Origin of the sequence: Actinomadura sp. WAC 06369 (assembly GCF_003947565.1) — a bacterium.
Lineage (GTDB): Bacteria > Actinomycetota > Actinomycetes > Streptosporangiales > Streptosporangiaceae > Spirillospora > Spirillospora rifamycini.
This window is the reverse complement of sequence record NZ_QHJN01000012.1, coordinates 41,385-60,851: the sequence shown is the minus strand read 5'-3', so window position 1 is coordinate 60,851 and position 19,467 is coordinate 41,385. Positions and strand designations below refer to the sequence as shown.

The window sequence follows — 19,467 nt, the reverse complement described above, 5'->3', positions numbered from 1 at the left end:
AGGACCTCCTCGGGGGCGAACCGACTCCATCAGTGTGGCCTGTGGGAGGCCCGTTCGGCTACCCCAATAATTCCCATCAGTGGGTCAGATCGAACGCAAAAGCCCACTTCGTCCGACCGGAGCGGCGCGGGGCGAGCGGTCTCCCGCGGCCAATAAAGTGCCTTCCATGACGCCCTATCCGCCCGCGCAGCGCCAGGACATCGTCGAGGAGATCCACGGACACCGGGTCGCGGACCCGTACCGCTGGCTGGAGGACGCCGACTCCGGCGACACCCGCGACTGGCTCGCCGCCCAGGACGCCCTGTTCCACAAGGTCGTCGACGACCTCCCCGGGCGGGACCGGCTGCGGCGGCGGTTGCGCGAGCTGCTCGGCGCCGGCAGCGTCGGCGCCCCGATCTGGCGCGGCGACCGGCGGTTCTTCACCCGGCGCACCGCCGACCAGGAGCACCCCGTCCTCTACACGGTGGACCCGGACGGCGCCGAGCGGGTCCTCGTCGACCCGATCGCGCTCGACCCGGACGGCACCACCACCCTCGACGGCTGGCAGCCCGACAAGGAGGGCCGCCGCCTCGCCTACAAGATCTCCCACGGCGGCGACGAGGAGTCGCTGCTGTACGTGATGGACGTCGCGACCGGCGAGACGATCGAGGGGCCGATCGACCGCGCCCGCTACTCGGCCGTCGCGTGGCTGCCCGGCGGCGAGGCGTACTACTACACGCGGCGGCTGCACGCCCGGGACGTCCCCGAGGGCGAGGAGCAGTACCACCGGCGCGTCTACCTGCACCGCGTCGGCACGGAGCCCGACACCGACGACGTCCTGATCTTCGGTGAGGGCCGCGACAAGACGAACTACTACGGCGTCGGCGTCAGCCGCGACGGCCGCTGGCTCACGATCTCGTCCTCGCAGGGCACCGCGCCCCGCAACGACCTGTGGATCGCCGACCTGTCCGCGTCCCCGCCCGAGCGGCCCGAGCTGCGCGCCGTCCAGGAGGGCGTGGACGCCGAGACGGGCCTGCACGTCGGGCGGGACGGGCGCGCGTACGTCTTCACGGACCGGGACGCGCCGCGCGGGCGGCTGTGCGTCGCCGACCCGGCGGACCCGTCGCCCGACACGTGGACGGACCTGGTCCCCGAGGACCCCGAGGCCGTCCTGAGCGACTTCGCGATCCTCGACGGGCTGGAGCGCCCCCGGCTCCTCGTCGGCTGGACGCGGCACGCGATCAGCGAGATCACCGTGCACGACCTGGAGACCGGGGAGCGGCTCGGGGAGGTGCCCGTGCCGGGTCTCGGCTCGATCGGCGGGATCGTCGAGCGGCCCGAGGGCGGGCACGAGGCGTGGTTCGGCTACACCGACAACGTCACCCCCTCCTCCGTCCTGCGCTACGACGCGCGCACCGGCGAGACGACCACGTGGGCGAGCGCGCCCGGCCGCGTCGAGGTGCCGGAGATCGAGACCCGCCAGGTCGTCTACACGTCGCGGGACGGCACGGACGTACGGATGCTCGTCATGTCGGGGCCCGGGTCGGGCCCGGACGCGCCGGGGCCGCGCCCGGCGATCCTGTACGGGTACGGCGGGTTCAACATCTCGCTCACCCCGGCGTACTCGGCGAGCATCCTGGCCTGGGTGGAGGCGGGCGGCGTCTACGCGATCGCGAACCTGCGCGGCGGCTCCGAGGAGGGCGAGGAGTGGCACCGCGCGGGCATGCGGGAGCGCAAGCAGAACGTCTTCGACGACTTCCACGCCGCCGCCGAGAAGCTCATCGCCGACGGGCTCACCGCGAGCGACCGGCTGGCGATCTCCGGCGGGTCGAACGGCGGCCTGCTCGTCGGGGCCGCGCTGACGCAGCGTCCGGACCTCTACCGCGCCGTCGTGTGCTCGGCGCCCCTCCTCGACATGGTGCGGTACGAGCGGTTCGGCCTCGGCCAGACGTGGAACGACGAGTACGGGACGGCGGACGACCCGGAGGAGTTCGGCTGGCTGATCGGCTACTCGCCGTACCACCGCGTCCGTCCGGGCACCGCCTACCCGGCGACGCTGTTCACGACGTTCGGCAGCGACACCCGCGTCGACCCGCTGCACGCCCGCAAGCTGTGCGCGGCCCTGCAGCACGCGACCGCGTCCGACGCCCCGATCCTGCTGCGGAACGAGTCGGAGGTCGGGCACTCCGCCCGGTCGGTGTCCCGCTCGGTGGACCTGACGACCGACACCCTGTCGTTCATGGCGGCCCAGACCGGACTCGATCTCGGGCGGTAGGAGCCGCCCTCACCGGGTAAACGGCCGGTGATGGCGGCACCACCCCTCCTGACGTTCGGGCACGGGACGGCCGGGCGCGACGAGCTGGCCCGGCTCCTGGACGGCGCGGGCGTGCGCGCCGTCGTGGACGTGCGAACGGCGCCGGGCAGCCGCCGCAACCCGGACGTGCGGCGCGACGCGCTGTCCGCGTGGCTCCCGGACGCGGGCGTCCGGTACCGCTGGGAGAAGCGGCTCGGCGGCTTCCGCCGGGCCGCGCCCGACTCCCCCGACACGTTCTGGCGCAACGCCTCCTTCCGCGGCTACGCCGGGCACACCCGCGACCCGGACTTCCTCGCCGCCATGGACGGCCTGCTGCGCGAGGCGGAGCGGGACCGGACGGCCGTCATGTGCGGCGAGTCGGTGTGGTGGCGGTGCCACCGGCGCCTCATCGCCGACTTCGCGGTCCTGGCGCGCGGCCGTCCCGTCCTGCATCTCGCGCACGACGGGCGCCTCACCGAGCATCCGCCCACGCCGGGCGCGCGGCTGCGCGGCGACGGCCTGCTCGTCTACGACGGCGACCCGTCCGCTCAGCGCAGCGGTTTCTCGATGTAGATGTTGACGATGCCGCCGATCCTCTCGCGGCGCTTCTCCGTCCAGCCGAAGCGGCGGTAGAGGGCGAGCGCGGGTTCCTGGAGTTCGGTCGTGTCGGCGCGCAGGACCCGGTAGCCGAGTTCGGCGGCGCGCTGCTCGAGGGCGGTGACGACGGCGGCGCCGTAGCCGCGGCGCTGCACCGCGGGCAGCACCCGCAGCCGCACCATCTCCACGGCGTCGAGGCCGGCGCCGCCGAGCGAGAAGCCGCCGAAGGCGCGCGCGTGCCCGCCGGGGACGAGGTCGGCGCGGCGCAGGCCGCCCATGGCGACGATGCCCCCGCCGGCCTCGCCGACGAGGAACTCGCCGTCGTTGCGGAGGTAGATGTCCTCCATCCGGAAGAAGTCGTGGTCGTAGTACACGCCGTCGCCGGGGCGCAGCCCGACCTGGGCGAGCCCTTCGCGGTGCAGCGCGAGGACGACGCCGTGGTCGGCGGCGCGGTAGCGGCGCAGGCGCAGTTCGCCGAACCGCCATTCGGGGGGCTCGTCCGCGAGGCGGACGAGGGTGCGGGCGCCCTGCCAGGGGGCGTCTTCCGAGGTCGTCATGCCGGCGTCAGACCTGTTCGGCCGGCGGGACGGACGGGGTCTCCTGCGCGGGGCTCGTCACCCACGGGCCGGACAGCGCCTCGTAGAAGTCCTGCAGCCCGGGGGCGTCGGAGCCGTGCTTGGCGGCGACGGCCGCGCCGATCTGCCGCGCGCGGTGCACGAGGATGTCGGACCGGTGGTCGGCGGGCAGGTCGAGGATGGCTTCCTGCCCGGCGGCGAGGGCCGCCTCCGGCTCGCCGGCGTGCAGCCTGCAGGTGGCGCGGTCGAGGCGGACGAGCGTCCGGTCGACGCGGTCGGTGGGCTCGTACAGGGTGAGGGCGTGGCTGAGCACCTCGTCGCCGCTCTTGTGGTCGCCGAGGCTGGTGAAGGTGTCGCCCTCGTAGAACGCCATCTGCCGGTCGGTGAAGCCGAACACCAGGTCGCCGGTGTCGGACTTGGACAGCTGGTCGAACACCGAGCGTCCGCGCACCAGGGCGCGGCGGGCGCTCGGCGCGGCGTCGCCCCGGCCGCGCATCGCCAGCATGCCCAGCGCGCGGGCCTCCACGGCGGGCGCCATCGCGGCGGCCACCCCCGGGGTGCGGCCGGCGAGGTCCTGCGCCTTGCGCGCGAGGTGCAGGGCCTCGCGGGGGTCGCCGTAGTACATCGGGACGAGCGACTCCCGGACCGTCACCCAGGCGCGGAGCTGCCGGTCGCCGGTCTCGTCGGCGGCGGTCCGCGCCGTCCGGAAGAACGAGCGGGCCAGCCGGTGGTCGCCCAGGTTGATCATGATGAGCCCGGACAGCCCGGACAGCTGCGCCGCGATCCGGCACAGCCGTTCCTGGAGCTCCACGGGCTGCCGCTGGTCGCACATGCGCCGCACCTCGCTGAAGTCCAGCAGCACGTCGCACAGCATCCGCAGGGACGGCGTCGCCTGGTACTGGCGGCCGTAGCCGTAGGTGGTCTCCTCCCACTGGTCGAGCATGGTCGGCGAAACGGTCGCGCCGACGAGGGTGTCGTCCATCTTGCGTCGCAGGCTGTCGACCGTCCCGAGGATCTGGCCGTCGAGCGTGACGCCCGCTCCGGCCAGCAACTGCAGAAGGGTTCTGCGGAGCACGATGTCCTCCTCTCCCACATCAAGGGTCAGGGGGCCGTCGGCGCGGTCGGGGCCCCGGAGGTCGTTGGCGGCGGGCCGGGGACCGTCCCCGGCCCGGGGCACGATCGCCCCGACGAGCGGACGTCCGTCGGGTTCCCGGACCGCCGCGGGCCGCTCGGGCGCGCGCGGCGGGGGCGCCGCGGCGGCGGCGCCGGCACGGGCCGCGTGGCCGCGGCCGCAGATGCAGGGACCCTGGTAGTCCAGCTCGTGGGGCTCCACCCGGTAGACGGCGCAGAGGTAGTGGAGGTACTCGGGGCCGGGTCGTTTGTAGCCGCTCTCGTAAGCCGACAGCAGCGTCTCCCCCAGCCGGGGCAGCGGCTTGCCGTCGATCTCGTACAGCGCTTTGACCTGGGCGACGATGTCGGAGAGCGCGACGCCGTGGGAGAGCCGGTGCGACTTGATCCGGCTCGTGCCGAACAGCGGGGCGCACTGTTCGTGGATCTCGCGTGCGATCTGCGCGGGGCCGCGCCCGCGGGCGAGCCCGTGCGCGCGGATCCGGCGCGCGACGTCCGTCTCTTTCCGGGGGGGTTCCGACATCGCCTCCGGCCTCCTCACCGTCCTGCCGACACGTTCGTCGTCACCCCGGGGAGAGGTGATCGTCCCTGCCACAGCGACCGGTTACCAATTGGCCACGAGAGATAATCTCTCGCGCACGCAGCGTAACCCCGGGGGCAAGGCCGGCCAAGCTTTTCCCGTCGAGAGGAAGGGCTTCGGGGTGATCCTCGCCACCCAGGGTAGAGATTCTTCCTCCGAGGGAGGGGAAGCTTCTCCCACCGGGTGAAACCTCTGTACTTCGGCGTGCGCGCGGGCCCTTGACCCGGCAGTGTGAGAATTGCAATTCTCGCCGGGAGTAACGGACCGGATCCGCTGAGTCGACCACCGACGGGCGCGGCCGGGGCGCGGCGCGGGAACCCCCGCGGCGCCGCGATGGAGGAAGGGGTGCGAAGGTGGGCAGCGACGAACGCGTCGGCTACCTGCAGGAGCTGGAGCGCGAGCTCGGCACGCGCGGATTCGTCGCGCGCGTGGTCCGGACCCGCTCCGGGCCGGCGTTCCTGCGGGTGGTGAACCCGGCGGCCGCGAGCCTCGCCGAGGACGTCACCTGCGCGCCGGTCCCCGACGGCCGCGACCACTACTACTGGTGGTCGTGGGGCGAGCGGATGGTCCGCGTGGGCGACCCGGACGCCGCCGCGCGCAAGCTCGCGCACGTCCTGCAGCCGCTGGCCCCCGCCTGCGACCTCCCCGTCGACACCTCCCTCGACCGCGCACTCGACGCCCGCGGGCCCGGCCGGGAGCCGGTCCGCGAGCACCCCGACGTCCGCGAGCACCGGGAGCCGGCGGCGTGCGAGCGCCGCGCGCCGGTGCCCGCGGGAGAGCGGCCGCCGAGCCGCTGCTGAGACCGGGCGCGCCCCGCGGGCCGCGGCCGGAACGGCGCGGTGGCCGCGGAACGCGGGGCGCGTTCGCCGAGCCGGCCCTCCCCGGCCAGGACGTGATGCTTCCCCTGCCGTGACACTTCGGGCGCGGCGCGCGATCCGATCGTGACCGTCCCCTACGATCAAGATCGAGCCCGCCGCGCGTCCACGGCGAGGTGTCACGACACCCACACTGGCCGGGGAGGGTTCGTCATGCCGCTCGCCTCGATCGCGTCCGCCGCGCCTCCCTGGGCGCAGGCCGGGTCCCCCGAGACGGCGTGCGGCGACCGGTCGCCGTCCGCCGCGTGCCGGATCGTCTGGAACGTCTCCCACAACCCCGACTTCACCCGCTTCTACGCGACCTGGCTCGACGGCCCGCTCACCACCCTGTTCTGGGTCGTCGTGACGTTCGCCGCCGCGCTCGTCCTGCGGAACCTCGCCCACCGGGCGATCACCCGGGTGACCCTCCGAATGGCGGAGGGCACGATGACGGAGCGCGCCCGGGAGCGGTCGCGGTCCGCGTTCGCCGGCAGCCCGGTCCTGCTCAACCGGCGCCGCTCCCAGCGCGCGCAGACGCTCGGGTCGGTGCTGCGCTCCATCGCGTCCGTCGTCATCATCGGGACGGCCGCGTTCAGCATCCTCGGCTCGCTCGGGCTCGACCTGACGCCCGTGCTGGCGAGCGCGAGCGTCATCGGCGTCGCCGTCGGGTTCGGCGCGCAGAACATCGTCAAGGACCTCCTTGCCGGGCTGTTCATGCTGCTCGAGGACCAGTACGGCGTCGGCGACGTCATCGACGTCGGCACCGCCAAGGGGACGGTCGAGGCGGTCACGCTGCGGGTCACCCGGATGCGCGACGTCAACGGCGTCGTCTGGTACGTCCCGAACGGCGAGATCAAGAAGGTCGGCAACGAGTCGCAGAACTGGGGCCGCGCCGTCCTGGACGTCCCGGTCGACGTCCACGAGGACACCGACAAGGTGAAGGCGCTGCTGAAGGGCGCCGCGGACGAGCTGGCGGCGGACGCGTCGTGGTGCGACCTCGTCCTGGAGGAGCCGTCGGTCTGGGGCGTGCAGGCCCTCGCCGGGGACGCCGTCGTCATCCGCGTCGTCCTCAAGACCGCCCCCGGACGGCAGGGCGACGTCGCCCGCGAGCTGCGGGAACGCGTCAAGCGCTCGTTCGACGAGGCGGGCGTCGCCGTCGCGACCCCCGCCTCCCCGTGACCGCGGTGCCGGACCGGCGCCGGGAAAGGCGATCTCTCGCATAGGGTGGGACGCGCTATGACGGAAAAGGTGACCTTCTACGAGGCGGTCGGCGGCGAGGAGACCTTCCGCCGGCTGGTCCGCCGCTTCTACGAGGGCGTGGCCGAGGACCCGGACCTGCGCGCCCTCTACCCCGAGGAGGATCTCGGCCCCGCGGAGGAGCGGCTGCGGCTGTTCCTGATCCAGTACTGGGGCGGCCCGAACACCTACAGCGAGCGGCGCGGGCACCCGCGGCTGCGGATGCGGCACGTCCCGTTCGTCATCGGGCAGGCGGAGCGCGACGCCTGGCTGCGGCACATGCGCGTCGCCGTGGACGAGCTGGAGCTGCCCCCCGAGCTGGAGCAGATGCTCTGGAACTACTTCACGATGGCCGCCAACTCCCTGGTGAACGCACCCACGTGACGGCGTAGGCCGCACCTTGCGGCGGGCGGCTGCCCGGCCGGCCCCGCGGCGGGACGCCGGAGCGCCCCGCCGCGGGACGGACGGCTACAGCCGCGGCCGCTGCGTCTGCAGCGGGTCGTCGGCCGCAGGGCCGGTCCGCAGCGTGCGCGGCTCGTCCTGGACGCCCGCCCAGCGCCGCACGTCCGACTCGGCGTCCGCGCGCTGCTCCGCGGGCAGCCGGGCGATCAGCCGCGCGCTGTGGTTCTGCCCGGGCGCCACGTACACGTCGGAGTCACGCGCGCCCTTGCCCAGCCGGAACGGCTCGGCGCCCCACGGGTCGTTCTCGCCGTACACGAACAGCATGTGCTCGGCGTTTCCCCGCACCCACCGGTCGATGTCCCGCATCGCGCGGCCGTGGTCGAACCGCATCGGGATGTCGCGCGGCACGTACGTCCGCGGCCGGTAGCTCGACTCGTGCCGCAGCAGCGGCCGCAGGTTCCGGAACTCCGGCTTCGGCCACCCCAGCTGCGTGCCCGCCTGGTAGTAGTACGGAACGTACGGCTCGAGCCCCTGGTCGGTGTAGAACGACAGGCCCGACACGGCGTCGAGCGCCGCGTAGATCTCGTCGTCCGACGCGGTCGCCGCGGGCAGGTCCGCGCAGTCGGACTCGAAGCTGTACTGCCAGAACGCCCACTCGAAGTCCATCACCGAGTTCTCGAACGCCCGGTCGGGCGTCCGCAGGATCTCGAACGTCCAGCCGTTCTCCTTCGCGGCCGCCGCGAACCGCTCGAGCATCGCCGGCCGCCGCTTGAGGAACTCCCGGGCGAGCGCCTTCACGTGCGCGTTGCACTCCGGGCTCCCGACCGTCTCGAAGAACGCGTCGTAGGCCCGGTCGTCCTGGTTCCGCACGTCGTTCGGCGCCACGTACACGACGCTGCCGTCCACGTCGTCCGGGTAGAAGCGCTTGTGGTAGACGGCCGTCATGCCGCCCTTGCTGGCGCCCGTCGTGATCCACTGGCCGGTGTAGATCCGGTCGAGGGCCTCGATGATGCGGTGCTGGTCGGTCGCGGCCTGCCAGATCGTGTCCTTGCGCCAGTCCGCCGGCTCCGGCCGCGACGGGCTGAAGTACCGGTACTCCATCGAGACCTGGTTGCCGTTCACCAGCGCGGTGGGCTCGGCCGTGAACATGGTCTCGGGCGTGTGGTAGCCGCTGGTGTAGAAGACCGTCGGCCGGTCGGTCGAGACGTGCTGGAGCATGATCCGCTGCTCGAACCACCGCCCCGACGGCTTGCGGTGGTCGACGGGCTGCCGGTAGGTGAGCCAGAACCACCGCTGCCCGGGGATCGTCGACGGCTTCTCCGTCACCTCCATGCCCGGGACGGCGTCGAGCCGGGCGGCGATGTCGCCCGCCTGCGCCGTGGCCTGCGTCGTGGTCGCCGCCTGCGCGGAGGTGAGGCCGGTTCCGGCCAGCCCCGCCGCCAGCAGCAGCGCCACCGCCCCTTGTGAGACGCGCCGCATTGTGTCCCTTTCCACGTGGGTTCGCCACATTTGCGTCGCGACACTAGAGCGAAAACCCGGGCAAAAACGGATTCCTGCGCCGCTCGTTACTTATCCGTGATCACCCAGTGTCATGCGGACGGCGATCGAACTTTCCCTAGGAAGGGCGGAAAGAAGACACCCGCGACACCGCCGCGCCCTGGAACGACCGGACGCCGACGCCCGCGCGCCCCACGCCGCACCGGAGATCAACGGCAGTGGCACACGCCAGGCAGGCGGTCCGCGGACCGGCCGGGTCGTCGGTCAGGCGTCGGGGGCGAGGTAGCGGCCGATGAACTCGCGCTCGTGGGGGGTGAACCGGCGCAGGCGGTTGGCTTCGACGTCGAACGCGACGAGGGTCGACGTGGCCGCGGCGTAGACGCGGTCGTCGTCCCGGACCTCGTAGGCGAGCTTGAACGACGCCGCGCGGGCCTCGGTCACCCACGTCTCGACCCGGATCGGGTAGACCGTCGGCAGCAGCGGGAGCCGGTAGTCGATCTCGTGCCGGGAGATCACCATGCCGCGGACGGGCTCCTCCCCCTTGCGCACCGGGTCGCCGTGGAACATCTCCAGGCGGGCGTCTTCCAGGTACCCGAGGAACTTGACGTTGTTCACGTGCCCCTGGGAGTCGATGTCCCCGAAGCGGATGTAGAACTCGTAGACGTGCCGGTACTCGGCCGCGGGCTTGTCCGTCATGTCCTCGCCTGGGGTCATTGGGGGAATTGATGTGATCGGCCCGATGCTACCGGCGGCCGGGTGCGCCTCCGTACTGCGGGACGTGACAAAAACGGTCGCCGCCGCGCGCACGCGCGGCGGCGACCGTTCGGGGATCCGCTAGTCGCGCGTCAGCTTGCGGTGCGTGACGCGGTGCGGCCGCGCGGCGTCGGCGCCGAGCCGCTCGATCTTGTTCTTCTCGTAGTCGGCGAAGTTGCCCTCGAACCAGAACCAGCTCGAACCGCCCTCCCACGCCAGGATGTGCGTGGCGATGCGGTCCAGGAACCACCGGTCGTGCGAGGTGATCACGGCGCAGCCGGGGAACTCCAGCAGCGCGTTCTCCAGGCTCGACAGGGTCTCGGTGTCGAGGTCGTTGGTCGGCTCGTCCAGCAGCAGGACGTTACCGCCCTGCTTCAGCGTCAGCGCCAGGTTCAGCCGGTTGCGCTCGCCGCCCGACAGGACGCCCGACGGCTTCTGCTGGTCGGGGCCCTTGAAGCCGAACGCCGCGACGTACGCGCGGGACGGCATCTCGACCTGGCCGACGTTGATGTGGTCGAGCCCGTCGGACACGACCTCCCACACGGTCTTCTTCGGGTCGATGCCGCCGCGGCCCTGGTCGACGTAGGAGACCTGGACGGTCTCGCCGAGCCGCAGGTCGCCGCCGTCCGGCTTCTCCTCACCGACGATCATCCGGAACAGCGTGGTCTTGCCGACGCCGTTCGGACCGATGACGCCGACGATGCCGTTCGGCGGGAGGTTGAACGACAGCTCGTCCATGAGGATCCGGTCGCCGAAGCCCTTGGTCAGCTTGTCGGCCACGATCACCGTGTTGCCCAGCCGCGGACCCGGCGGGATCTGGATCTCCTCGAAGTCCAGCTTGCGGGTCTTGGCGGCCTCCGCGGCCATCTCCTCGTACCGCTCCAGACGCGCCTTGCTCTTCGTCTGCCGCGCCTTCGGGTTCGAGCGGACCCACTCCAGCTCCTCCTGGAGCCGCTTCTTGCGCTTGGCGTCCTTGTTGCCCTCGACCTTGAGCCGCTCCTGCTTCTTCTCCAGGTAGACGGAGTAGTTGCCCTCGTACGGGTAGCAGCGGCCCCGGTCGAGCTCCAGGATCCAGGTCGCGACGTTGTCCAGGAAGTACCGGTCGTGGGTGACGGCGAGGACGGTGCCCTCGTACTTCGCGAGGAACTGCTCGAGCCACTGCACGCTCTCGGCGTCCAGGTGGTTGGTGGGCTCGTCCAGCAGCAGCAGGTCGGGGGCCTCCAGCAGGAGCTTGCACAGCGCGACCCGGCGACGCTCACCGCCCGACAGCGTCGTCACGTCGGCGTCCGGCGGCGGGCAGCGCAGCGCGTCCATCGCCTGCTCGAGCTGGCTGTCGAGGTCCCAGGCGTTGCGGTGGTCGAGCTGCTCCTGCAGCTTGCCCATCTCCGTCATGAGCTCGTCGGAGTAGTCCGTCGCCATCTCCTCGGCGATCTGGTTGAACCGGTCGAGCATCGCCTTCGTCTCGGCGACGCCCTCCTGGACGTTCTCCAGAACGGTCTTCTCCTCGTTGAGCGGCGGCTCCTGCTGCAGCATCCCGACCGTGAAGCCCGGCATGAGGCGCGCGTCGCCGTTCGACGGCTGTTCCAGACCGGCCATCATCCGCAGCAGGGTCGACTTACCGGTGCCGTTCGGCCCCAAGACGCCGATCTTGGCGCCGGGAAGGAAATGCAGGGTGACGTCGTCCAGGACGACCTTGTCGCCATGTGCCTTGCGCACACGCTGCATCGTGTAGATGTACTCGGCCATATATTCAAGCCTAGAGGGTCCGCGGCACCGCTTGGTCTCACTCGCCGGACATCTCCACCACACCGTCTCCGCGGGCACGGGGGCGTGCGCGAGCCCGCCCCACCGGCCGCAGCCCGCTGAGTCGGCGGGGCGGAAGCGGGATACCGGTGGGGCGGGTCAGGTTTCGGGGGTCCGGGGGCCGTCGAGGGCGGGAAGGCAGACGCGGTCGCGGCCGGACGACTTGGCGCGGTAAAGCGCGAGGTCGGCCGTCGCGAGCAGCTCGATCAGATCCTCCCCGTGGGTGTCGAAGAGCGCGACGCCGATCGACACGGTGACCGTCACCGTGCCGTCCTCCGCGGGCACCGCGAGCCGCTTGATGCGGCCCCGCAGCCGTTCGGCCACGCGGCACGCCTCGACCGTGTCGGCGCCGGGCAGCAGGACCACGAACTCCTCGCCGCCGAACCGGCCCACGACGTCGTAGTCGCGGAGCTGGTGGCACAGCGTGCTCGCGACGCCCACCAGGACCTGGTCGCCGACCAGGTGGCCGTGGGTGTCGTTGACCCGTTTGAAATGGTCGATGTCGATCAGGAGCAGGGCCAGCCCCGAGTGCGTCCGCTGGGCGCGGGACAGTTCGGTATCGGCTTCCCGCTGCCAGGCCGCGGCGTTCAGCAGGCCGGTCTTGGCGTCGGTCCGGGCGGCGGCCTGCAACTGCTGGTGCATCAGGCTGCGCTGCAGCAGCATCACCGGGGGCAGCGCCAGCAGCAGCATCCACGGCGTCAGCGCCGAGGTCACCGCCACCAGCATGCCGACGCACAGCTCCACCACGTCCAGCAGGAGGCTTTCGCGCGTCCAGAGGACGTCGCGCCAGCGCCCCTGCGGGTTGGCCGCGTGCGCCGCGATCCCGACCAGGGCCGCGTTCACCACGGTGAACAGCGCCGCGCAGCCGACCGCCGCCGCCACCTTCGGGCACGCCTCCACCACCCACTCCGCGCCCGCGAGCGGATGCGGCACCACCTGGTGGAAGACGACCGACGCGCAGGCCCCCGCCAGGCCGTGCGCCGACGCCACCAGCACCCGCCGGTACACGAGCGTCCGCCGCACCCGGAACTGCAGCAGTGCCTGCAGCGGGACGGGCATCAGCAGCGCGTACACCGGCGGCAGGAGCAGCGCCACCGGCAGCCACCAGGCGGACAGCAGGTCCCGCGCGACCCCGGCCGGGATCCCGAGCCGGCGCGTCGCCTCGATGCACACCGCCCCGCAGGCCACCAGCGCCCCGAACGTCACCAGGTCGTCGGCGCGCCAGGAGGCGGTGACCAGCCCCATCGCGAGGAGCGCCACATGGATGCCGACGACCGCGGGCACGTACACCACGAGCAGGGACGGACGTCCCGTGATCGCCCGGCGCCGGGGCCTGCGGGCCAGTTCCCCACCGCGGTCCTCGGCTGACGACTGCACTGCCGTCATCCTTCCCCCTTACACGCATCACGTTGTGTAACACGATAGTTGCAAGGTGTGCGGAACGGGCGTGAAACAGGTACCTTCGGTAGGGCACATGCGGCTGACCTTCGCGGGCACCCGCCGGCGGTCCCCGCGGAACGCGCGGCCCACATCCACCCGAAGGGGAAGGATCATGCGCGGCGTCTCCTGGATCTGACATCTCGCGCTCACCGAGTCGCCCACGGCCGTCGGACGCCCCGACGGACGCCGGCCCCGTACGGACCGCGACCGCCCCGGCCACTCCGCGGCACCCCCTCCCGTATGCCTCCCCTCTATGCCTCACCTCCATGACGCGCCTCTGTGGGACGCGCTCCCATGGGTGCGCCTCCATTGACGCGCCTTCACAGGACGCGCCTTCACGGGACGCACCCCCTTGGCACGCGCCCCCAGGGCACGCACCCTCCAAGGGACGCACCCTCCAAGGCACCCACCCCCCAGGGCATCCACCCCCAAGGCACGCTCGGCGGCTGGGGCACCCGCCCTCAAAGGGATGCATCCCAAGGCACGCCCCCTCCAAGGCACGCACCCCCGAGGCGGGCTCGGCGGCTGGGGCGGGTAGGCCGTGGTCAGGCGGCTCTGGGCTCCCGGTCCGTGAGGGTCGCTCTTCGCATGGGGGTGAACTCGGCGGTGCCCCGGGAGAGGTCGTGCCCCAGGGTGGCCGCTTCGATGTCGACGGTGGTGCGCCACTGGCCGTCCCGTTCGTACTGGCGGACGCGCAGGCGGCCGGTGACGACCACGGGCGTGCCGCGGCCGATCTCCGACGCTTGGACGTTGTCGGCGAGGGCGCGGCGGCAGATCGCGGTCATGAACTGGGTCTCCTGATCGACCCACGCGCCGGTCTCCCGGTCGTAGCGGCGGGGCGTGCAGCCGATCCGCAGTGACAGGAAGGGGACGCCGCCCGCCGTGGTCGCGTACGCGGGGTCGGCGACGGCCCAGCCGATGACGGTGACGTGCGCTTCGTTCATGGTGCCCTCCGGGTTTCGCGTCGTGATCCCACGATGACGCGGCGGAGGGACGCCTTGAAGAAAAAAGCCGGCCTGTGGATAACCGGGCGCGGCGACCCCTTACTCGGCGCGCGGCCCGGCCGGGCCCGCCCCCTCGGGCGCCCCTTCGGGCGCCCGCCCGGGCTCCTTGCCGAGGGCGACGTCCACGTCGCGGCGGAAGTCGGCGTAGGCGCGCAGGTCGGCCTCGACGGGCTCGATGACCTTCTCCCGGGCGACCCGCTCGATGCCCTCGCGCATGTGCTCCTCCATCTTGTCGCCGTGCTTGGCGGACGAGAGGGCCACCAGGTTGCGGCAGGCCGAGGTGGTGAGGCGGCCCATGCCGAGGGTGCACAGGGCCAGGACGGCGACGTAGGGGATCAGGCCCGCGTCGCCGAGGGGGCCGGGGGCGTCGGCGTCCATGGCGCCGTAGCCGACGAGGACGGCGATCCACACGGCGCTGAGGGCCGCGACGAGCGCGAGGAAGTACTGCCAGGTCTTGACCAGCCACCACCAGCGCGGCACCTGGTTGAAGCTCGGCAGGGCGGCGCGGAGGGATTCGCCGAGGGCTTCGGGGATCTCGGCGGCGCGGGAGCGGGCCGCCATCCGGACGGACCGGGCCCAGTGCACGGGCAGTTCGGGGGCGACGCCCTCGGCGACGCCGTGCAGCGCGACGTCCACGTCGCCCTGCTGGGCGCCGACGGGGCCGGTGAAGGCGCCGCGGAGCTCCTCGCGGAGCTCGGTGAGGCGCATCCGGCGGAGCGGGTCGGAGCGCAGGCGGGTGACCAGGGTCGTGACGGGCCAGTCGATGAAGTCGGCGGCGCGCAGCTCGTAGGCGCTCTCCATGGCCTCGGCGACGGCGGGGGCGCCCGCGGCGTCGCCGAACGCCTGGACGAGCTCGGCGCGGCGGCCGTCGTCGATCGTGGTCGGCGGTTCGGCGTCGAGGCGGTGCTCGGCGAAGCGCTCGGCGATCCGGTCGATGTCGGTGGCGAGCCGCTCGGTGCGGGCGCGGCGGGCGGCGACGGTGTCGACGAGGACCTCGCGGAAGCCCGTCACGCCGCCCTCGGCGACGGCGGACGACGTCACGATGCGAGGGTCGGCGAGCCCTTCGGCCTCGAGGAGGCGGCGCAGGTCGGCGACGCAGTCGTCGATCTCGGCGGGGCCGAGCCGGTCGACCTGGTTGAGGACGATGAGGGTGACGCCGGTGTGCCGGGCGAACGGGACGATGTAGTTGCGGTGCAGGGACGCGTCGGCGTACTTCTGCGGGTCGACGACCCAGACGAGCAGGTCGGCGACGGTGACGAACCGGTCGACCTCGGCGCGGTGCATCGCCTGGATCGAGTCGTGGTCGGGCAGGTCGAGCAGGACGAGGCCCTGGAGGGAGCCGTCGGCGCGGTCGGCGGCGCCGGCGCGGGCGAAGCGGTGCTTCTTGTCGACGTCGAGCCAGTCGAGGAGCGGGCCGGCGCCGTCGAGGCCCCAGACGCAGGCGTGCGCCTTGGACGTCATCGGGCGGCGCATGCCGGGGGGCGACAGTTCGAGGCCGCAGATGGCGTTGAACAGGGACGACTTGCCGCTGCCGGTGCCGCCGGCGAGGGTCACGACGGTGTGCTCCCCGGACAGCTTGAGCCGCTGCCCGGCGCGGTCGAGGAGGGCCCCCGCCTCCTCGAGGAGGGGCCGGTCGAGCCGTCCGGTGCCCGCCTGGACGAGCCGGTCGAGGCCGTCGAGGCGGTCGGTGAGGGCGGGCGCGGCGGCGGACCCGGCGGCCCCGGCGGCCTCGGCGTCGGGCGAAACGGGGATCGGGCCGGTGCCGGCCGGGGAGCCCGCCGGCGGGTTCGCGGGGACGGCCGATGTCGTCATCGGGCAACCTCGAGGTTGTAGGTGGCCTGGTACAGCTGGACGGGGACGGTCTCGTCGGGGATGCCGACGGTGTCGAGGACCTGCCCGAACCGGATCGCCTCCTCGTCGAACAGCATCCCGATGCGGCTGCGCAGGTCGGCGCGGGCCTTGGCGCCCATCCCGCGGAGGGACTCGGCGCCGAACAGGGCCTTGAGCAGGCGCTGCGGGACGGCGCCGCCCTCGTCGTCCCCGGCGCCGTGGCCGAGCAGCCCGACGGTCAGGACGAGCGAGACCGCCTCGGTGTCGAACGAGACCAGCTTCGCGACCGAGCGCTTGGTGACGCCTTCGGTGCGGATGAGTTCCTGGACGTGGTCCTGCCAGGCGCTGACGGCCCGGGTGACGCGGCGGGCGAGTTCCGGGGAGACGGTGCCGATCTCGGCGGCGGGGCCGGACACGACGGGGCCGCCCTCCGGATGCTCGCGCCACAGCGCCAGGACGTGCTCGGCGCCGCGTTCGGCGGACGCGAGGATCGTCGATTCGAGGCTGCTGCGCAGGGCGGCCTTGAGCGCGCGCACACGGGTGGGGCTGCGGCGCCGCCGGTTGGAGCCGCGCCCCTTGCGCGCGCGCTGGACGTGCAGGGAGCGCAGCAGGTCGCCCGTCCCTGCGAAGTCCTGCCAGCGGGCGAGCGCCTCGCCGCGCAGGAGGGAGCCGTCGCGGGTGGCCTCGTCGAGTTCGGCGAGGGCGGTGCCGTAGCCGGTCTCGACGGCGCGGGCCAGTTCGGCGCGCTGCCCGGCCTGCGCCTCGACGTGCTCGCCGATCTCGGAGACGCGGTCGCGGATGCTGTCCAGGACGGCGGCGAGGGTGTCGCCGACGACGATCTCGCGGCCGGAGGTGTCGGCGGCGACGCCGGTGAGCCAGGCGCGGACGTCGGCGACGGCCTCCTCCGGCAGGCGGCTCTCCTCGATGCGGGTCTCGGGGACGGTGAACCTCCGCGCGTCGCCGAGGCCGTGCTCGTCCAGCATCTCGCCGAAGTGCTCCACGACCTCGGCGGCGCCCGCGCCCGCGGCGCCCTGCGGGACGCGCGACAGGACGACGCCGACCGTGGCGCCGTTCTCCTTCGCGCGCTCGATCATCTGCCACACCATCGCGTCGGCGTACCGGGCGGCGGTGGTGACGCACAGCCACAGGTCGGCGGCCGCCATCAGCTTCGTGGCGAACTCGTAGTGGTCCTCGAAGACGGAGTCGAAGTCGGGGCTGTCGAGGAGGGCGAGGCCGGGCGGCAGCGCGTCGCTGGCGATGACGACGAGCTGGTCGCCGGCGATGGCGTCCGGCGCGGGGCCGCGGACGCGTCCCATGCCGGGCAGCAGCGGCCCCTCCAGGAACCAGTCGGCGTGGTCGGGGTGGCAGACCAGGATCGGGCTGCTGGTGGTGGGGCGCAGCACGCCGGTGGCGCTGACGCGGGACCCGACGAGCGTGTTGACCAGCGTCGACTTGCCCGCGCCGGTCGATCCGCCGAGGACCACCAGCAGCGGGGTGCCGGCCGCCTGGATGCGCGGGAGGACGTAGTCCTCGATCTGGGCGCGCAGCTCGTCGCGGAGTTCCTTGGCGTCGGCGGCGCCGGGCAGGTCGAGGACGAACTCGAACGCGCCGAGCCGCTCGCGGAGCGCGGTCAGCGCCTGGATCAGCTCGCCCTGCCGGACGGTCCCGGCGCCGTCGCGCGGGTCGCGCCGCGCGGCCCGCTCGCCGACCTCGGGCGCGGTGGCGGCCTCGGGCCCGACACCGGCCTCGGGCGCGGTGGCGGCCTCGGGCACGGCCTGCTCGCCGTCGCCACCGTTTCCGCCGTCCCCGCGCGGGTCGTCCTTACCCGGGTCGTCCTTGCGCAGGTCGTCCTTACCCGAGTCGTCCTTACCCAGGTTGTCCTTGCGCGCGTGCCTTCCCCTGGCCTTCTCCTTTTTGCTCGCGTCGTGCTCGGGGGCGGCGCCGGACGCGGCGTCCGGCTCGTCCCGGGCGGCGGGCACGGCGCGTCCCTCGGACGCCGCCCGCGGCTCGGGCGCCGCGGGGTCCCGTTCGCCGGTGCCCGGGCCGGTGCCCGCCTCCTCGTCGTGAACCGCGCTCTGCTCTGCGGGGGGTGTCACGGATCCCGTCCCATGTCGGCTGGAATGTCGGCTCGTTCGTCGGCTCGGATCATGTCGATCTCGCGTCCCACGGCCACCACGTCGCCCACCACGACGATCGCCGGGGGCCGGACGCCGGCGGCCGCCATCGCGTCCGCGACCGTGGCGAGGGTGGCCGTGACGGTCCGCTGGGCGGGCCGGGTGCCGTCCTGGATCACGGCGACCGGCGTGTCGGACGCTCGACCATAGCGCACGAGGGTCTCGGCGATGAGGGGCATCCGCTCGACCGCCATGAGCAGGACGAGCGTGCCGTGGGCGCGGCCGAGCGCCGCCCAGTCGACCGTGGAGTCGGGGTGGTCCGGCGGGACGTGCGCGGAGACCACGTGGAACTCCTGCGCGACGCCCCGGTGGGTGACCGGGATGCCCGCGGCCGACGGCACGGCGACGGCGCTGGTGATCCCGGGGACGACCGTCACCGGGACGCCGTGGCGGGCGCAGTGCAGCGCCTCCTCGCCGCCGCGGCCGAACACGAACGGGTCGCCGCCCTTGAGGCGGACGACGAACTTCCCGCGCTTGGCCTGCTCGACGAGGTGGTCGTTGATGCGCTCCTGGGTGACGGTGCGCCCGTAGGGGATCTTCGCGGCGTCGATGACCTCGACGTCGTCGGGCAGTTCGTCGAGCAGCTCGGCGGGGGCGAGCCGGTCGGTGACGACGACGTCGGCCATCGCGAGCAGCCGCCGCCCGCGGACGGTGATCAGCCCGGGGTCGCCGGGGCCGCCGCCGACGAGCGCCACGCCCGCGGGCTTGGTGCGGGACTCCCGCGCTTCGAGGGCGCCGTCGCGCAGGCCGTCCACGACGGCGTCGCGGATGCCGGCGGCGCGGCGCGGGTCGCCGCCCAGCAGCACCCCGACCGTCGCGTCGCCGGCGCGGCCGCTCGCGGGCGTCCAGGCGGGGGACGACTCGGCGTCGTCGGCGCGCACGGACCAGATCCGGGCGGCCTCGGCCTCGGCGACGACCGCGCCGTTGACCTCGGCGTCGTCGGTGACGGCCTGGACGAGCCAGGCGTCCGCGCAGTCGCCGGGGGCGTAGCGGCGGCGGTGCCAGACGACCCGGCCGTCGTCGATCAGCGCCTCCAGGGACGCGGCCACCTCGGGCGACACCAGCACGACCTCGGCGCCGGCCGCCAGCAGCGCCGGGACGCGGCGCTGGGCGACCCGTCCGCCGCCGACGACGACGACGCGTCGCCCGGCGAGTCGCAGACCTAGCAGGTACGGGGGCACGTCGGGGAATCTCTCGCTCGTACGGTTGACTTGCGGGCGCCGGTGACCGACAAGTTTCTTCGTTCAACAACGTTACTCGGCTTGGGGAGTCCATGGAGAGGGGCTCCGGTGAGTCGATAGCCGAGCGTGACTCAGTCCGTG

Annotated in this window: 14 protein-coding genes and 1 pseudogene; 5 read left to right on the top strand and 10 right to left on the bottom strand. The window is 73.2% G+C overall.

The window, feature by feature from the left end; all coding sequences use genetic code 11:
• Positions 1–166 precede the first annotated feature (166 nt).
• Positions 167–2,254, top strand: a complete 2,088-nt coding sequence (locus DMH08_RS05515) for a prolyl oligopeptidase family serine peptidase (protein ID WP_125612113.1) — start codon at positions 167–169, stop codon at positions 2,252–2,254.
• A 30-nt stretch (positions 2,255–2,284) separates the two neighbouring features.
• Positions 2,285–2,845, top strand: a complete 561-nt coding sequence (locus DMH08_RS05510) for a DUF488 domain-containing protein (protein ID WP_026404590.1) — start codon at positions 2,285–2,287, stop codon at positions 2,843–2,845.
• Here the strand turns inward: DMH08_RS05510 and DMH08_RS05505 are convergent.
• Positions 2,821–3,426, bottom strand: a complete 606-nt coding sequence (locus DMH08_RS05505) for a GNAT family N-acetyltransferase (protein WP_125612111.1) — start codon at positions 3,424–3,426, stop codon at positions 2,821–2,823. The two genes, DMH08_RS05510 and DMH08_RS05505, sit on opposite strands and share 25 nt — an antisense overlap.
• A 7-nt stretch (positions 3,427–3,433) precedes the next feature.
• Positions 3,434–5,095 (bottom strand): XRE family transcriptional regulator, encoded by a 1,662-nt coding sequence (locus DMH08_RS05500; RefSeq protein WP_233617416.1) that lies wholly within the window; start codon positions 5,093–5,095, stop codon positions 3,434–3,436.
• A 410-nt stretch (positions 5,096–5,505) separates the two neighbouring features.
• Between DMH08_RS05500 and DMH08_RS41445 the strand changes: the two genes are divergently transcribed.
• From DMH08_RS41445 to DMH08_RS05485, 3 genes and pseudogenes are all read left to right on the top strand, one after another.
• Complete coding sequence (locus tag DMH08_RS41445; protein WP_233617415.1) at positions 5,506–5,952, top strand: hypothetical protein; 447 nt, start codon at positions 5,506–5,508, stop codon at positions 5,950–5,952.
• Between the two features lie 228 nt (positions 5,953–6,180).
• Positions 6,181–7,185 (top strand): mechanosensitive ion channel family protein, encoded by a 1,005-nt coding sequence (locus DMH08_RS05490; RefSeq protein ID WP_026404593.1) that lies wholly within the window; start codon positions 6,181–6,183, stop codon positions 7,183–7,185.
• A 57-nt stretch (positions 7,186–7,242) separates the two neighbouring features.
• A pseudogene (locus DMH08_RS05485) lies at positions 7,243–7,620 on the top strand (globin); the annotation flags it as partial.
• A 90-nt stretch (positions 7,621–7,710) separates the two neighbouring features.
• Here the strand turns inward: DMH08_RS05485 and DMH08_RS05480 are convergent.
• The 8 genes from DMH08_RS05480 to cobA all read right to left on the bottom strand — a co-directional run bounded on the left by DMH08_RS05480 (position 7,711) and on the right by cobA (position 19,326).
• The gene (locus DMH08_RS05480) at positions 7,711–9,138 is read right to left on the bottom strand and encodes a S28 family serine protease (RefSeq protein WP_233617414.1); all 1,428 of its coding nucleotides are present in this window, start codon (positions 9,136–9,138) and stop codon (positions 7,711–7,713) included.
• Positions 9,139–9,405: 267 nt separating this feature from the next.
• Positions 9,406–9,837, bottom strand: coding sequence for an acyl-CoA thioesterase (locus DMH08_RS05475; RefSeq protein WP_125612107.1), 432 nt, complete (start codon positions 9,835–9,837; stop codon positions 9,406–9,408).
• A 138-nt stretch (positions 9,838–9,975) separates the two neighbouring features.
• Positions 9,976–11,640, bottom strand: coding sequence for an energy-dependent translational throttle protein EttA (gene ettA, locus DMH08_RS05470; protein ID WP_026404597.1), 1,665 nt, complete (start codon positions 11,638–11,640; stop codon positions 9,976–9,978).
• 156 nt (positions 11,641–11,796) lie between these two features.
• Positions 11,797–13,083 (bottom strand): GGDEF domain-containing protein, encoded by a 1,287-nt coding sequence (locus tag DMH08_RS05465; protein ID WP_125612105.1) that lies wholly within the window; start codon positions 13,081–13,083, stop codon positions 11,797–11,799.
• A 599-nt stretch (positions 13,084–13,682) separates the two neighbouring features.
• The gene (locus tag DMH08_RS05460) at positions 13,683–14,081 is read right to left on the bottom strand and encodes a single-stranded DNA-binding protein (RefSeq protein WP_051301239.1); all 399 of its coding nucleotides are present in this window, start codon (positions 14,079–14,081) and stop codon (positions 13,683–13,685) included.
• A 99-nt stretch (positions 14,082–14,180) separates the two neighbouring features.
• Positions 14,181–15,953, bottom strand: coding sequence for an ABC transporter (locus DMH08_RS05455; protein WP_233617413.1), 1,773 nt, complete (start codon positions 15,951–15,953; stop codon positions 14,181–14,183).
• Positions 15,950–18,067 (bottom strand): AAA family ATPase, encoded by a 2,118-nt coding sequence (locus DMH08_RS05450; RefSeq protein ID WP_233617412.1) that lies wholly within the window; start codon positions 18,065–18,067, stop codon positions 15,950–15,952. The genes DMH08_RS05455 and DMH08_RS05450 overlap by 4 nt, the downstream gene beginning before the upstream one ends.
• On the bottom strand, positions 18,064–19,326 hold the full coding sequence (cobA, locus tag DMH08_RS05445; protein WP_125612103.1) for a uroporphyrinogen-III C-methyltransferase: 1,263 nt from the start codon (positions 19,324–19,326) through the stop codon (positions 18,064–18,066). The genes DMH08_RS05450 and cobA overlap by 4 nt, the downstream gene beginning before the upstream one ends.
• Positions 19,327–19,467: the final 141 nt, after the last annotated feature.

What these genes read in the sequence shown, in the direction of transcription:
- DMH08_RS05490 (WP_026404593.1), top strand. Translation starts at nt 6,181, where the DNA reads ATGCCGCTCGCCTCGATCGCGTCCGCCGCGCCTCCCTGGGCGCAGGCC.
- DMH08_RS05455 (WP_233617413.1), bottom strand. Translation starts at nt 15,953, where the DNA reads ATGACGACATCGGCCGTCCCCGCGAACCCGCCGGCGGGCTCCCCGGCC.
- DMH08_RS05500 (WP_233617416.1), bottom strand. Translation starts at nt 5,095, where the DNA reads ATGTCGGAACCCCCCCGGAAAGAGACGGACGTCGCGCGCCGGATCCGC.
- DMH08_RS05510 (WP_026404590.1), top strand. Translation starts at nt 2,285, where the DNA reads ATGGCGGCACCACCCCTCCTGACGTTCGGGCACGGGACGGCCGGGCGC.
- DMH08_RS05515 (WP_125612113.1), top strand. Translation starts at nt 167, where the DNA reads ATGACGCCCTATCCGCCCGCGCAGCGCCAGGACATCGTCGAGGAGATC.
- DMH08_RS05475 (WP_125612107.1), bottom strand. Translation starts at nt 9,837, where the DNA reads ATGACGGACAAGCCCGCGGCCGAGTACCGGCACGTCTACGAGTTCTAC.
- DMH08_RS05465 (WP_125612105.1), bottom strand. Translation starts at nt 13,083, where the DNA reads ATGACGGCAGTGCAGTCGTCAGCCGAGGACCGCGGTGGGGAACTGGCC.
- ettA (WP_026404597.1), bottom strand. Translation starts at nt 11,640, where the DNA reads ATGGCCGAGTACATCTACACGATGCAGCGTGTGCGCAAGGCACATGGC.
- DMH08_RS05460 (WP_051301239.1), bottom strand. Translation starts at nt 14,081, where the DNA reads ATGAACGAAGCGCACGTCACCGTCATCGGCTGGGCCGTCGCCGACCCC.
- DMH08_RS05505 (WP_125612111.1), bottom strand. Translation starts at nt 3,426, where the DNA reads ATGACGACCTCGGAAGACGCCCCCTGGCAGGGCGCCCGCACCCTCGTC.